Origin of the sequence: Rhodococcus sp. KRD162 (assembly GCF_017168335.1) — a bacterium.
GTDB lineage: Bacteria > Actinomycetota > Actinomycetes > Mycobacteriales > Mycobacteriaceae > Rhodococcoides.
Genome location: NZ_JABFAU010000005.1, coordinates 23,133 through 36,953, shown reverse-complemented (window position 1 = coordinate 36,953; position 13,821 = coordinate 23,133). Strand labels below are relative to the sequence as shown.

12 protein-coding genes are annotated in these 13,821 nt (G+C 63.9%); 6 read left to right on the top strand and 6 right to left on the bottom strand.

The window, feature by feature from the left end:
* Nucleotides 1–2: 2 nt before the first annotated feature.
* Together glgX and J1M87_RS08495 are read right to left on the bottom strand one after the other, a co-directional pair.
* Nucleotides 3–2,330 carry a glycogen debranching protein GlgX gene (gene glgX, locus J1M87_RS08500; RefSeq protein WP_206489131.1) on the bottom strand — a complete coding sequence of 776 codons (2,328 nt, stop codon included), beginning with the start codon at nucleotides 2,328–2,330 and terminating at the stop codon, nucleotides 3–5.
* A 56-nt stretch (nucleotides 2,331–2,386) separates the two neighbouring features.
* On the bottom strand, nucleotides 2,387–4,555 hold the full coding sequence (locus tag J1M87_RS08495) for an acyltransferase family protein (RefSeq protein WP_206489130.1): 2,169 nt from the start codon (nucleotides 4,553–4,555) through the stop codon (nucleotides 2,387–2,389).
* 258 nt (nucleotides 4,556–4,813) lie between these two features.
* On the opposite strand from J1M87_RS08495, the gene J1M87_RS08490 reads away from it, so the two are divergent.
* Nucleotides 4,814–6,016, top strand: a complete 1,203-nt coding sequence (locus tag J1M87_RS08490; RefSeq protein ID WP_206489129.1) for an MFS transporter — start codon at nucleotides 4,814–4,816, stop codon at nucleotides 6,014–6,016.
* 529 nt (nucleotides 6,017–6,545) lie between these two features.
* Here the strand turns inward: J1M87_RS08490 and J1M87_RS08485 are convergent.
* Nucleotides 6,546–7,346 carry a MerR family transcriptional regulator gene (locus J1M87_RS08485; protein ID WP_206489128.1) on the bottom strand — a complete coding sequence of 267 codons (801 nt, stop codon included), beginning with the start codon at nucleotides 7,344–7,346 and terminating at the stop codon, nucleotides 6,546–6,548.
* Between the two features lie 87 nt (nucleotides 7,347–7,433).
* A complete protein-coding gene (locus J1M87_RS08480; protein WP_241256652.1) occupies nucleotides 7,434–8,024 on the bottom strand; it encodes a CHAP domain-containing protein in 591 nt (196 codons plus the stop codon).
* Nucleotides 8,025–8,126: 102 nt separating this feature from the next.
* On the opposite strand from J1M87_RS08480, the gene J1M87_RS08475 reads away from it, so the two are divergent.
* Nucleotides 8,127–8,855: an NAD-dependent deacylase gene (locus tag J1M87_RS08475; RefSeq protein WP_206489608.1), complete on the top strand. Its 729-nt coding sequence runs from the start codon at nucleotides 8,127–8,129 to the stop codon at nucleotides 8,853–8,855.
* Nucleotides 8,856–8,904: 49 nt separating this feature from the next.
* Here the strand turns inward: J1M87_RS08475 and J1M87_RS08470 are convergent, their stop codons facing one another.
* Nucleotides 8,905–9,351: a YafY family protein gene (locus tag J1M87_RS08470; protein ID WP_241256613.1), complete on the bottom strand. Its 447-nt coding sequence runs from the start codon at nucleotides 9,349–9,351 to the stop codon at nucleotides 8,905–8,907.
* Between J1M87_RS08470 and J1M87_RS08465 the strand changes: the two genes are divergently transcribed.
* A complete protein-coding gene (locus J1M87_RS08465) occupies nucleotides 9,350–9,739 on the top strand; it encodes a hypothetical protein (protein WP_206489126.1) in 390 nt (129 codons plus the stop codon). The genes J1M87_RS08470 and J1M87_RS08465 overlap by 2 nt on opposite strands.
* A 23-nt stretch (nucleotides 9,740–9,762) precedes the next feature.
* Here the strand turns inward: J1M87_RS08465 and J1M87_RS08460 are convergent, their stop codons facing one another.
* Nucleotides 9,763–10,332, bottom strand: a complete 570-nt coding sequence (locus J1M87_RS08460; protein ID WP_206489125.1) for a TetR/AcrR family transcriptional regulator — start codon at nucleotides 10,330–10,332, stop codon at nucleotides 9,763–9,765.
* A gap of 77 nt (nucleotides 10,333–10,409) precedes the next feature.
* Here J1M87_RS08460 and J1M87_RS08455 point away from each other — a divergent pair, with 77 nt between their 5' ends.
* From J1M87_RS08455 to J1M87_RS08445, 3 genes are all read left to right on the top strand, one after another.
* Nucleotides 10,410–10,982 carry a dihydrofolate reductase family protein gene (locus J1M87_RS08455; RefSeq protein ID WP_206489124.1) on the top strand — a complete coding sequence of 191 codons (573 nt, stop codon included), beginning with the start codon at nucleotides 10,410–10,412 and terminating at the stop codon, nucleotides 10,980–10,982.
* Nucleotides 10,983–11,105: 123 nt separating this feature from the next.
* The gene (secA2, locus tag J1M87_RS08450; RefSeq protein ID WP_206489123.1) at nucleotides 11,106–13,409 is read left to right on the top strand and encodes an accessory Sec system translocase SecA2; all 2,304 of its coding nucleotides are present in this window, start codon (nucleotides 11,106–11,108) and stop codon (nucleotides 13,407–13,409) included.
* A complete protein-coding gene (locus J1M87_RS08445) occupies nucleotides 13,402–13,809 on the top strand; it encodes an META domain-containing protein (protein WP_206489122.1) in 408 nt (135 codons plus the stop codon). The genes secA2 and J1M87_RS08445 overlap by 8 nt, the downstream gene beginning before the upstream one ends.
* Nucleotides 13,810–13,821 lie beyond the last annotated feature (12 nt).

Below are 13,821 nucleotides of genomic sequence, written 5' to 3'. Positions count from 1 at the left end.
TGTCAGGCAGTCTTTCGTAGAACGAGTAAGGAACGAGCGGTGACCTTCACCGGTGTACCCGCTTCGATCGATTTCTCACCCGCTCCCGTGCGCGCTGCCGTATCGAGCGCGACGGTCCATTCCTTGGCGTAGTTCCCGTCCGGTGTCACGAACTCGAGAGTTTCGTGATGTGCGTTGAAACACAACAGGAACGAATCGTCCACCACCCGCTCGCCGCGCTGATTCGGTTCCGGGATTCCCTCGCCGTTGAGGAAGACGGTGAGCGACTTGCCGAAGCCGCTGTCCCAGTCCTCGGGCGTCATCTCCTCGCCTGCCGGGGTGAGCCAGGCGATGTCTCGAGCCTGTTCGCCGGTACGGATGGGCCTGCCCTCGAAGAACCGTCGACGACGGAATACCGGATGCTCGGCGCGCAGGGCGATGGCATTGCGGGTGAACTCGACCAGTTCGGCATTGGTCTCGGCCAGCGACCAGTCCATCCACGCCAGTTCTGAATCCTGGCAGTAGACGTTGTTGTTGCCCTGCTGAGTTCTCGCCATCTCGTCGCCGTGGGCGATCATCGGCGTGCCCTGGCTCAGCAGCAACGTCGCCATGATGTTGCGAATCTGACGCGCCCGGAGGTCCAGAATCTCCGGATCGTCGGTCGGCCCTTCTACGCCGCAGTTCCAGGACCGGTTGTGGCTCTCGCCGTCGTTGTTGCCCTCACCGTTGGCCTCGTTGTGTTTGTCGTTGTACGAGACGAGATCGTTGAGGGTGAATCCGTCGTGAGCGATGACGAAGTTGATGCTGGCACCGGGGCGGCGACCGTTCGCCTCGTACAGATCAGAGGATCCAGTCAGCCTGGAGGCGAATTCGCCGAGCGTGGCCGGCTCGCCGCGCCAGTAGTCACGCACGGTGTCGCGGTACTTGCCGTTCCATTCCGTCCACAGTCCGGGGAAATTGCCGACCTGGTAGCCGCCTTCGCCGATGTCCCACGGCTCGGCGATCAACTTTACCTGGCTCACCACCGGATCCTGCTGAACCAGATCGAAGAATGCACTGAGGCGATCGACGTCGTGCAGCTCGCGTGCCAGCGTGGACGCGAGGTCGAAGCGGAACCCGTCGACGTGCATCTCGGTGACCCAGTAGCGCAGCGAGTCCATGATGAGTTGCAAGGTGTGCGGATGCCGGGCGTTGAGACTGTTGCCGGTGCCGGTGTAGTCCATGTAGTGCTCGAGGTCGCCGTCGACCAGTCGGTAGTACGCCGCGTTGTCGATACCGCGGAAGCTGATGGTCGGGCCCATGTGGTTGCCCTCGGCGGTGTGGTTGTAGACCACGTCGAGTATCACCTCGATGCCTGCGGCGTGGAACGCGCGAACCATGGCCTTGAACTCGGTGACCGCGGCACCCGGCGACTGTAGCGACGAGTACTCCGCATGGGGGGCCAGGAAGCCGAATGTGTTGTAGCCCCAGTAGTTTCGCAGTCCCTTGTCCAGTAGAACCTGATCCTGCATGAACTGGTGGACCGGCATCAGTTCGATCGCCGTGACGCCGAGATGGTTGAGGTGGTCGATGATCACCGGATGGGCGAGCCCGGCGTAGGTGCCGCGCTCGGCCTCGGGGATGTCGGGGTGGTTGATGGTCATGCCCTTGACATGGGCTTCGTAGATGACCGTCTCGTGGTACGGGCGGTTGGGGGCCCGGTCGGCCTGCCAGTCGAAGAACGGGTTGATCACGACGGTGGTCATCGTGTGACCGAGCGAATCATGCTGAGGGAAGTCGTTGTTCGGCTCGTCGTCGTGAGCGATGGGGGCCACGTCGACGATCTCGCCTGCCGCATCGTCGAGGTCGGCCGCGTCCTCGAAAGGGGCCTCGACGGTGGACGCGATGTCGGTGTCCTCGTCTCCGGCTCCGGCTTCGGCTTCGGTTGTGGCCTCGGCAGCGTCGAGCTTCGGCTGCGGCTCCGGAGCCGGGGTGTCGATGTTGTACGAGAACAGTGATCGGTCACCGTCGAACGATCCCTCGAAGGCCTTTCCGTACGGATCGACGAGCAACTTGCTCGGGTCACAGCGGTGTCCGGCCGCCGGATCCCACGGGCCGTGAACGCGATAGCCGTAGCGTTGCCCCGGAACTACCGTCGGAAGGTACGCGTGCCACACGTAACCGTCGGATTCTTCGAAACGGATTCGGGTCTCGGTACCGTCCTCGGCGATCAGGCACAGGTCCACTGCCTCTGCGACCTCGGAAAACAACGCGAAATTGGTTCCGGCTCCGTCGTAGGTCGCTCCCAATGGATAAGCGGATCCCGGCCATACGGCGATGGCGGGAGTGTCGTCGGAGGCTTCGTGCTGCATGGATCAACCCTACTGTGACCGGGGGGCCCGGGCTTACCGAGTGCGGGTCGCTCCGGTCACGGTCCGCTCCACCATCCGGTGGCCGATCCGATCTGCCGTCCCAGCTCGGTGGTCAGCGTGCGCACGTACGTCGCGGTGAGGTGGTGCTCGTCACGGTAGATCAGTACGTTGCCTTGCTCGGCTCGGCACACCGTGACATCGCAGACCGCGTTGGACAGGTCGAGAGCGGAGAATCCCTGCAGCTGGAACGACGAGGCCAATGCTGGATTGACCGAGTCCAACGCGTCGTCTCTCGGTATACCGCACGAGGTGGCCGTACCGCCGTCGGCAAGGCAGTCGATGGCGCGGTATGCGAGCCACGGAGTGTCGCGGACACCGAGTATTCCGACACCGTCGGCGGCCAGTTGTCGCCACACCGAGGTGTACCAGGTGGGTGTGTAGTCGCCCGGAGCATCCTCCCGCGGGCGGGTGGCGGTGGTGAACACGTACTCCGGTGCCATCGCGGCGACGTCGCTGAGCACGGTCTGCGTCCAGTCCAGGCAGTCCGGATACTCGTTTGGACCGAGCATCGGCATCGTGTCCACGCTCAGCGGGCATCCCATCTTCAAGAATGTGACGACCTTGAACCCGTGCTGCAGTCCTAGTGCATCGAGGGCTGTCACCCAGTGCTCGGCGTGTGAGCTGCCGGCGAGCACAATCGTTCTGGCGGCGTTGACGTCGCCGTACGTGCACGACAGTGCGTCGCGGGTTTCGAAGTCTGCGATGCACCCCTCGAGGGTGGTGACGGGGAGATCCTCCGGAGCCGAGTAGAGCGGAGGGCTCACGTCGGCCGGGTCCGCGCGGATTCCGTCGGTCAGCTCGAGCGCGCCCGGGTGGGTGAGGTCCACGACCGTGCCACTGGATTGCACGGCGCTGATCGCACGAGCGATGTAGATGTTCCAGCCGATCGAACCCACGGTGACCGCGATCGCGGCGATCGCCGCGCAGGTTGTGACCGCGATCCGTCCCGGAGTCAGTGTGGTCGATTGTGTCGGTCGCTCGACCAGTCTGACGGTGAGCCACGCGAGAGCGACCGAGGCGGCGATGATGCCGAGACCGCCGAGCACATCGGCATGGGGTTTACCGGTGACCGCGAGGTAGAAGATCAGCAACGGCCAGTGCCACAGGTACAGCGGAAACGCGATCGACCCGACCCATGCGAAGAACCGGTTGGACAGGGTGGCGGCGACGGCGGTCTCCGAGCCGGCGATGATCAGCGCGAGCGTGGCCAGCACCGGAATCAGCGCGAGAGGTCCGGGAAAGTCGGTCACCCCGTCGACGACGAAGCCGCAGACGACGATGACGGTCATCCCGACAACGGCGAGCACACCGCGCGCGGTCGAGGACACCCTGGGGTAGCGCTCCGAGTCCTCTCGCCGGGGCCCGGTGCTTCGGGCCGCGAACACAGCGGCGACGGTGGCACCGAGCATGATCTCCCAGAGCCGTGCGCCGGTGTCGTAGTAGTTCCAGGCCTGATGCCGTTGCACACCGTCCGCCGCGTACACGAAGGACACCACGGCGATCGCGAAGAAGATCACTGCGAAGGTGCGCGGCCGAAGACTGCGAGGTCCGTCCGGGCGGACTTTGCGCCGGACCCACGCGAGGCCGAATACGACGGCGATGGCGAACAGATAGAACTGGAACTGCACGGCCACCGACCACAAATGCTGGACAGGACTCACCGACGGGTCGGCGGCCAGGTAGTCGTTTGCTGTTGTCGCGAGTTGCCAGTTGACGTAATAGAACACACCGGAGACAAGTTGATCGCCCAGATCCGCCCAGCGGGTGCGTGGTAACAGGAACACCGACGCGACAGCCACGGCGAGAAGGGTGATCAGCAGGGGTGGACCGAGCCTGCGCAGTACTCGGACGACGCGAGTGACCGGATTGAGGCTGGCTCCGGCCTGAGCCGATCGCATTAGGGACGCGGTGAAGAAGAACCCGGACAATGTCAGGAAGACATCGACGCCCCCCGATACCCGACCCAGCCAAATGTGGAATATGACGACGAGGGCGATGGCCACACCGCGCAGACCGTTGAGATCTCGCCGCTGCGGTGGTCGATTCTGGACACCAGGGGACTGCGTGCCTGGCGCTGGTCGCTCGGAGGCGCAAACCGGCGCGTCGTGGACCGCCGCCGAGAAGTCGGAGGCCGAGCCGCGGTCGGTACTCGGATGTACATGCATGAAGAAGAAGTGGCTCCGGCTGTCGATCGACTACTCGGTCGGGTGTGCGATACCGGGCAAACAATACGTGTACGCGACGTGAAGCACTGCGCAGAGTCCGGTTCGGGCCGATAGCCCCAGCTCGCGTCGCGGTACTGACGCCGCCGGCGTTATCGGCTTGCACTGGTAACGCGCGCATGCAACTATTTACAGCGCGCGTGCAAGTACATGCGCTAGCAGGATAACTGCGTACGCCTCTTTCAACTCAGGAGCCTCGTCATGCCTCTAGGCTTGCTCGCCCTCGCAATCGGAGGATTCGGCATCGGATTGACCGAATTCGTCATCATGGGACTACTGCCTGACGTCGCGGCCGATTTCGCGGTCACCGAGGCCACCGCAGGCTGGCTCATCACCGGCTATGCGCTCTCCGTCGTCGTCGGGGCCGTGGTCCTCACTGCCGCCGTGACGCGTTTTCCTCGCAAGACAGTGCTGCAATCCTTGATGTGCCTGTTCGTCGCGGGAAACCTGATCTCGGCACTGTCGGGCAGTTACGAGATGTTGCTGATCGGCCGTGTCGTCGCTGCGCTGTGTCATGGCGCGTTCTTCGGTATCGGTGCTGTGGTCGCGGCCGGCCTCGTCGAGCCGGCGAAGAAGGCCGCAGCGATCGCGATGATGTTCGCGGGCCTCACCGCGGCCAACGTTCTGGGTGTTCCGTTCGGCACATTCCTCGGCCAGAACTACGGATGGCGCTCGACGTTCTGGGCCATCACGGTGATCGGGATCATCGCACTGATCGGAATCGCGGCCCTGGTGCCCCGCGAGCGAGTGCGCGCCGAGGGTAGAGATCTGCGCCGCGAATTGCGTGCGTTTCGATCACTACAGGTCTGGCTCTCCATTGCCACCACGGTGTTGGGCTTCGGCGGCATGTTCGGAGCGTTCACCTATATCGCGTTCACCCTCACCGAAGTCAGTGGTTTCGCCCCCAGTTCGGTGCCCTGGTTGCTCGTGCTGTTCGGGGGAGGTCTGTTCGTCGGAAACTACCTCGGCGGCAAAGCTGCCGACCGGAACGTCACCGTCACACTGTTGGCGTTGCTCGGCGTGCTCGCTGTGGTCCTGGTCTTCTTCGCACTCACTGCACAGAGCCGCCCGGCGACGATCGCGTCCCTCGCCCTGATGGGGGCGTTCGGATTCGCGACGGTGCCGGCCCTGCAGATGCGGGTGATGTCGTTCGCACCCGGCGCTCCGACGATGGCCTCCGGTGCCAACATCGCAGCGTTCAATCTCGGAAATGCGCTGGGCGCGTGGGTCGGTGGTGTCACGATCTCGGCCGGTCTCGGCTACACCTCGCCCATCTGGGCCGGATTCGGTGCCACCGTGCTGGCGGTGGTGGTCTTGTCGACTGCAACGGTCCTGCTGCGTCGTGCAGCACCGGGTGAGGACCGCGTCAGCGCGACGACAAGTGCGGTCGCATCGTCCACCTGAAGACCGAACGAGCGGGCGGTTCCTGATACCTGTCGCCGCTTCAGGAGTGCGGGAACCACTACTGCTGTTGCAGTCGATAGTTCGATGTCCACCGTGGTTCCGTCCTGGTTCGGCAGGACGAGCCTGCTGCCGTCGAGGGTGGGCGACACGACACCGCGCCGCCGGTGAATTCGCGCGGACACGATCGTGGCCCGGTCCAGCGTCGCGACCACCGTTCCGGAAACGCGCAGAGTGAGTGCGTCGGCTGACAGAACGTGCGGGTGCACCCGATCCAGGGCGAGCGATGATGCAACTGCCACCAGAGAAGCAATGGACAAGACTGCAACCGCAATGCTGAGCCACAGCCACGGAATCAGCAGATGGAGAACGACCATCTCGATGACGGTGGCCGCACCGAACATCATGGGCATCGCGAGAGTTCCGCGCGTGGCCGTGAACACCAGCGAGTCCGTCGGAATCGGTGCACGACGGCCCCGCATCCACAGCAGCATCGAGCGCCACCTACCCACCCGGACTGCCGTTTCGGCTGTCATTGCGTGCCTTCGGACCGGGTGTTTTCGCGGCGCAACAGACGTGCGGACGCTCGAACGATCACTGCGCGCTGCGCCGGATCGGGCACGATGTCGTCGATACTCAGAGCGCTCGTGCCAGGCGCATCCCCGGCGGCGGGCGGTGTGGACAGCAGCGGGTCGAGATCGAGCATCGACACCACATCCACTGCAAGAGAATCGATATCGGCCTCGACCGCATCTGGATCCCGACCGTCGAGAGCGCTGAATCTGCGGAGAAGCCCGAGATACCGTCGACGTCGGTCGTCATCGAGCAGCGTCGCGGTCACCGTCTCGAAGAACGAGGCCGGAACGGTGCCCGATATCGCCATCACCTCCAGGAGGTCGCGTTCGCGGGTCAGCGCTTCTCGGTCCGCGTCGGCAGCTGCATCGATCGCCGCGGTCAGCACGTCGGCCACAGTGTGTGGAAGTGCGCTCAGCCTTCGTCGTTCGACGGCGTCGTCGAGCAATGCCGACAGGCGAGTGTGCTTGCGCGCCAGCAGCTTCTGCTGCGATTCGATTCCGGTCAGCAGAGCGCGCAAATCAGCGACCACGTCGGACTCGTCTGCTGGGACCCCGCCCAGTACCGTCGCAATCTCGCCCAAGGGCATCCCGCAGTCCGCCAGCCACCGAATTCTCATCAGCCGCACCACGTCGTCGATCGAATACTCGCGATACCCGTTGGACAAGCGGCGCGGTTCGGCGAGCAGGCCGAGACGGTGGTAGTGGCGCACCGTCCGAGGGGTCGTTCCAGCGGCATCCGCCAGCGATCCGATTCTCATACGTTCACTGTGAACCATGACGTAGCGTCCAGGTCAAACGGCGGTGCACGCTGCTACGGCGACGGGAGCCGTCCCGGCAGCTGACCGTCAGCTGTTCAGACGGCCGAATCCGACAACGCCCGGGTCGGATTCGTAGTGCAGGGAGTGGACTCGAATCTTCCCGGCCTCGTTGCCTCCGACGGTGATGGCCTCGTCGCCCTCGACGGCCACGATCACGTTGGTGTGTTGGCCGGCCCAGCTCGCATTGTCGTACAACACCACATCTCCCACGACGGGCGTGTAACTGCCGACTTCCTCGAACCGACCCTGCTGCTGGTAGTACTCCTGCAGTGTGTAGACGCCGGGTATGCGCCACGAACCCGAATTGGGGTTCGACAGGGGCATATCCGCTTCCTTCATGATCCAGCTGACGAAATCGGCACACCAGGCCTCGTCGACGCCCTCGGCGTAGAACGTTCCCGGCCGCTGTTGCTCGTGCTCGGCCCGCAACAGCTCCACGACTCGGGCCTGATCAGCGGTCAACTCACCGCTGTTCACCTCGGGGAAGGCTTCGGTGTCCCACGGGAGGTACCGGCTCGGAGCCAGCCACAGAACCCCGACCGCCACGACCACGACGAGGGCAGTGCACGCGGCAACCCACAAGGGCCACTGTCGTCGCGTGCGCGGCGCGGTCTTCATGCTCATGGTGCCCACGGTAGCGCGACCGGGGGCACGGCTTGGCACAATGAGACCGTGGCACACCCTCAGGATCGGTCGTTCGACGCTGTCCCGGAGCCCGTTGTGGACGCTGCACGCACTGCTTCGCGCATCACTGTTCTCACCGGGGCCGGAATGTCCGCCGAATCGGGTATCTCTACGTTTCGCGATGCGCAGACCGGCCTGTGGAAGGACTTCGACCCCAAGGCTCTCGCGAGTCCCGAGGGGTGGGCGGCCGACAGTGACCTGGTGTGGGGTTGGTATCGATGGCGAGCAGCATTGGTGCGGCGCTCCGAACCCAATGCCGGTCACGTTGCACTGGCGAGCTGGCAAGGTCGGGCACACGTGGACATCGCCACTCAGAACGTCGACGACCTGCACGAACGGGCCGGAGCGACAGTGTTGTCTCATGTGCACGGGTCATTGTTCGAGCCGTACTGCAGCGACTGCGGGGCGCGCGGTGCCGTCGAGGACACCGACGACGAACCCGCCGAGGCGGATCAGCGGGTTCCGCCGCCCGAGTGTCCGCTGTGCGGCGGGCTGATCCGTCCCGGCGCAGTCTGGTTCGGCGAATCTCTTCCCGAGGATGCGTGGCGTGCGGCCGAGAAGGCTGTTCGCGAAGCAGACCTCGTACTCGTCGTCGGAACCTCCGGAGTCGTGTACCCGTTCGCCGGACTGCCTGCGATCGCTCGCAGCGCAGGAGCCACGGTGGTCGAGGTCAACCCGGTCGAGACCGAGGTCTCGGACATGGCCGATCATCGATGGCGTACCACTGCGGCGGTGGGGCTACCGGCCCTGGTTGCACGTGTGTGACATCCGATCAGGTGTCCGTGGACTGGTTGGGATCTCCATTTCCATGCCCTCAGATTCCGGTCAGCGCGCGAGTGAGGGCATCCATTGCCGATGCGGCACTGTCGGTTTCGGTGGGGCCGAGTGCGGCCAGGCTTGCAATGAGCGCGGAGATCTCGGGGACGGTCAACTGCACCGGTTCGGGATTGCGTTGAGATGCCAGGCGGGAACCACCGTTCGTACCCGGTACCGACACGATGGGTACTCCACTCTCACGCAAGCGGGCGAGATCGCGTTCGACGGTGCGGACGCTCACGCCGAGCCGTTGCGCCAGTGCCACTGCGGTGAGCGGCAGTGTCGCCGAACTCAGCCACTCGACGATTCGCTGCTGGCGCACCACCCGTCGCAGGGTGAGGACGTTGTCCAGGGAACTGGGAGAAGTCGTCTCTGTCGGCACTGCCCGATTTTCGCTGATCACCGACACCGCCTTGACGGGAATGGGTCGTACCGTTTCGATCATGAAACCTGACACGGAATCGATCGAAGACTTCTTCATTCGCTACACGGGGTATCTGACCGCCGGTGACCTCGATGGGCTCGCGGAGATCTACAACTATCCGGCTTTGGCCGTCACTGCACGCGGCTGTGCGGCCATCGCCGATCCCGAACAGACGCGAGAGTTCTTCGCGCAGGGGCAGGACTTCTACCGCTCGCGCGGGATACAGGGTGTGCGCGCACGAGACATCGTCACCGAGATCGAGGTGCCGGGAGTGTGGGTCGGACACCTGCTGTTGGAAAATCTCGATTCCGACGGTTCGCCGGTGGGTACCGAGCGCAACGCCTATCAGGTGGTGACGCTGGCGGATGGGGCCCGAAAGATTGCGGTGACGACGCCGCTCGATGCCTAGAGTTGGGGTCTCTCGATCCGCGCCTATCCATGCAAGAGCCCGGCGACCAGAGCGTCGACGACCTCGTCGGTGGATGTGTCGGGATCGATCGGATACGTCAGCCGGTCCAGTAACAAGCCGTCGATCGCGTAGTGGAAGAGGGCAACTTCCTTCGCGCCCCCGGGAAGTCCTGCGGCAAGGTTGAATTCGACGTCCGCTGCGAAACTCGAGCTCTGCCACGCGCCGAGTGCGTTCCTGATGTCCGGGTGTCTCGACGCCTCGAGCCGCAGCTCGAACAAGGCCAGTGTCACCTCGCGATTGGCGATGAGTCGAGCGACGATGTCTCGAATGTAGGCACCGAAGAGTTCGGGGCTCGGCGGCATCGCACCGAGTGATTCGTGGACATGTGGGTCGGGGGCGAGTCGTTCTCCGATGCGTTCGATGAGCCCGGCTATGACGTCCGCGCGGGTCTTGAAGTAGTTCGAGGCAGTTCCTCTCGGCACTCGCGCCTCGTCGTCGATCGCGCGATGGGTGAGTCCTCGGGCTCCCTCTCCGGCCAAGATGCGGAGACCGGCGTCGGCCAGTTCGGAGCGTCGGAGTGGGTTACGGGCCATGCCCATAGGCTAGCGGAACCACTACGGATGTCGTAGTCTGCTTTCAACCACTACAGCCGTCGTGATCGGAGATCCTCATGCGCGAACTCGTGTACTACGTTGCCGTCAGCCTCGACGGTTACATCGCAGCCCCCGACGACACATTTTCGGACTTTCCGATGCAGGGCGATCACATCGACATGATTCTGCGCGACTACACCGATACCATCCCCACGCTGGGGCTTCGAGCGACCGGACTCACGCCCGATCTGAGTCGTTTCGATACCGTTCTCATGGGGTGGAACACGTACCGGGCCGGGGGAGTCCATCCACCGGACGGCCCGTACGGGCATCTGAAGCAGTACGTGTTCTCACGCAAGCACTCGGCCGTCGAACCGGCAGTGACCTCGACCGGTGACGATCCCGTGGAAATCGTACGAATGTTGAAGAGCGAAAAGGGTAGTGGGATCTGGCTGGCAGGTGGAGGCATGCTGGCGTCGGCGCTGGTAGGCGAAATCGACCGGCTGATTCTCAAAGTGAATCCGGTGCTCCTCGGGTCGGGCAAACGGCTCTTCGCCGAACGCGAGTATTCGCCACTACGGTCGCGTCTCGTTGCCAGCGCATCCTACGAGTCAGGGGTGGTGGTCAACGAGTACGTGGTGGACAGATGACGCAGTATCGGTGAGATCGACCCCGATTCCGCTGCCGATACGCACTCCGTTGTCAGCGACGGTAGAAGTCGTACTCGGTACTGTGGGTGAGAACGGGTTTTCTTTCTCAGGTAGGGATTACAGATGGCTTTGGGCTCCGACCGATTCTGGCGCGTACTCGGCCGCTCCGCGCAGAAGGCGCAGAGCACCTCGCGTCGACGCGTCGACCGAGCCCAGGAGCATGCCCAGTGGGCAGCTGATCTGCCCGAGAGCGAGTTGGCGACAGAGGCGACTGCGCTTCGTGTGGACGATGTCGAGCGTCTCGACGTTCCGCGGTATCTGGCGTTGACGCGCGAGGCGAGCGATCGTGCCCTGAAGCTACGGCCCTTCGATGTGCAACTGCACGGTGCCGTGCGGTTGCTCGCCGGCGATGTGGTGGAAATGGCAACCGGCGAGGGCAAGACGTTGGCCGGTGCCGTTGCTGCCGTGGGATATGTGTTGTCCGGGCGTACGGTGCACGTGATTTCGGTCAACGACTTTCTCGCGCAACGCGACGCACAGTGGATGAAGCCGTTGTTCGATGCGCTCGGAATGAGTGTCGGATTCATCAGCGAGGCGTCGAGCGCGGTCGAGCGCCGCGCAGCCTATGCGTGCGACATCACGTATGTCTCGGTCAACGAGGTCGGATTCGATGTTCTACGTGATCATTTGGTGAACGACCGAAAAGACCTGGTCTCACCAGCACCTGATGTGGCGCTGATCGACGAGGCCGACTCCGTTCTGGTCGACGAGGCGCTCGTACCACTGGTGTTGGCGGGTTCGGTCTCGGGTGACGTCTCGACGTCGACGGTGATGGATGCGGTTCGATTGTTGGACAAGGGCGTTCACTACGACACCGATGCCGAGGGGCGCAATGTCTTCCTCACCGACGAGGGAGCGCTGCAGATCGAGAAGGATCTCGGCGGCATCGACCTGTACTCCGAGCATCACGTCGGAACGACATTGGTCGCCGTCAACGTTGCTCTGCATGCCCAGGTTCTGGTGCAGCGCGATGTCGACTACATCGTCCGCGATGGGCGGGTTCAGCTGATCAACGCCTCCCGTGGGCGGGTGGCAGAGCTGCAACGCTGGCCCGACGGGTTGCAGGCGGCGGTAGAGATCAAGGAGGGAATCGAGCCCACCGAGACCGGCGAGATTCTCGACACGATCACCGTGCAGGCGTTGATCAATCGGTACGCAACGGTGTGCGGAATGACCGGAACGGCGATGGCGGCGGGGGAGCAACTGCGTACCTTCTACAGCCTCGGTGTCTCGGTGATCGAGCCCAACGTGCCCACGGTTCGTGTCGACGAGAGCGACCGGGTGTACGACACGACCGAGCACAAGAACGCGGCAATTGCGCAGCAGGTGAAACAAATTCACGAGACCGGTCAGCCGATTCTCATCGGAACCCACGATGTTGCGGAGTCCGAGGCGCTGGCCGAGACGCTCGATGCGAGCGGTGTGAGCGTAGTGGTGCTCAACGCCAAGAACGACGCAGAGGAAGCCGCAGTCATCGCCGCAGCCGGTGCATACGGTGCAGTGACGGTGTCGACGCAGATCGCAGGCCGGGGAACCGATATCAAGCTCGGCGGTCCCGACGGAGCAGATCGCGAGCGGGTTGCCGAGCTCGGTGGGCTGTACGTTCTCGGCACCGGTCGCCACACCACCGAGCGCCTGGACAATCAGCTACGTGGACGCGCAGGCAGGCAGGGCGACCCTGGCCGCTCGGTGTTCTTCGGTAGTTGGGAGGACGACGTCGTCAAGAACAACATCGGCGACAAGGACGCTCCCAAAGGGATCGACGACAATGGCCGGTTCACCTCCTCGGTGGCTGCCGAACGCGTCGACCATGCACAGCGCATTGCCGAGGGGCAGATGCTCGAGATCCATTCTCGTACTTGGCGTTACAACCAGCTCACCGCCCAGCATCGCGAGATTCTCGATCGCAGCCGGGCCACGTTGCTCAACTCGGACGAGGCGTTGACTTTGCTCGAGGCGCATTCGCCGAGTCGCGCGGAAGAGCTCCGGGAGACGGTGCCCGAGGAGACGCTGGCCGATGTCGCACGCCGGATTGTGCTCTATCACCTCGATCGATCGTGGTCGGACTACCTCGCCCACCTCGCCGATGTTCGGGAGAGCATTCACCTCCGGGCGCTGGGTCGAGAGAACCCGCTCGACGAGTATCACCGCATCGCGGTCGAGGCGTTCAAGACGGTGTCGTCCAAGGCGATGGAACTCTCGCACGCGACATTCGAAACTGCCGACATCACCTCCGACGGTATCGATCTCGATCGAGAAGGCTTGCGTCGGCCGACGTCGACCTGGACGTACATGGTGCACGACAACCCGTTCGCGTCTCGCGGAAATGCCGGTGCCGCCGGCCTGGGGCCGATTTTCGGTGGCTGACGCGGGCCGTGCACTGATTGCTCTCGCGTTCGGCGCGAGTGTGATCGCCGGTGGGTGTACCCAGTCGTACGGTGAATTCCCCGCCGACAAGACCTACACGTCCATCGATGCGCCCGATTCGTATACGCCGGTCGAGGGAACGACCGTCAGGCTCGAATTCGCCGACAACCGAATCTCGGCAGAGGCCGGGTGCAACAGGCTGTTCGGCACCGTGGACACCTCACAGGGCCGGCTGACCGTCGAGTCGCTGGGTTCGACGCGCGTTGCGTGTCCCCAGGCGTTGTTGGACCAGGACGGGTGGCTGTCTGCGTTTCTGACTTCGAAGCCGCAGTGGTCCCGCAAGGACGGCACCATGACATTGGACAACGGAAGCGAACGGATCGTCTTCGCCGAGTCCTGATCTGTCGATGAC

Excerpts from the sequence above, each read along its gene's own strand:
- glgX (WP_206489131.1), bottom strand. The coding sequence starts at position 2,330 with ATGCAGCACGAAGCCTCCGACGACACTCCCGCCATCGCCGTATGGCCG.
- J1M87_RS08495 (WP_206489130.1), bottom strand. The coding sequence starts at position 4,555 with ATGCATGTACATCCGAGTACCGACCGCGGCTCGGCCTCCGACTTCTCG.
- J1M87_RS08490 (WP_206489129.1), top strand. The coding sequence starts at position 4,814 with ATGCCTCTAGGCTTGCTCGCCCTCGCAATCGGAGGATTCGGCATCGGA.
- J1M87_RS08485 (WP_206489128.1), bottom strand. The coding sequence starts at position 7,346 with ATGAGAATCGGATCGCTGGCGGATGCCGCTGGAACGACCCCTCGGACG.
- J1M87_RS08480 (WP_241256652.1), bottom strand. The coding sequence starts at position 8,024 with ATGAAGACCGCGCCGCGCACGCGACGACAGTGGCCCTTGTGGGTTGCC.
- J1M87_RS08465 (WP_206489126.1), top strand. The coding sequence starts at position 9,350 with ATGAAACCTGACACGGAATCGATCGAAGACTTCTTCATTCGCTACACG.
- J1M87_RS08470 (WP_241256613.1), bottom strand. The coding sequence starts at position 9,351 with ATGATCGAAACGGTACGACCCATTCCCGTCAAGGCGGTGTCGGTGATC.
- J1M87_RS08460 (WP_206489125.1), bottom strand. The coding sequence starts at position 10,332 with ATGGCCCGTAACCCACTCCGACGCTCCGAACTGGCCGACGCCGGTCTC.
- J1M87_RS08455 (WP_206489124.1), top strand. The coding sequence starts at position 10,410 with ATGCGCGAACTCGTGTACTACGTTGCCGTCAGCCTCGACGGTTACATC.
- secA2 (WP_206489123.1), top strand. The coding sequence starts at position 11,106 with ATGGCTTTGGGCTCCGACCGATTCTGGCGCGTACTCGGCCGCTCCGCG.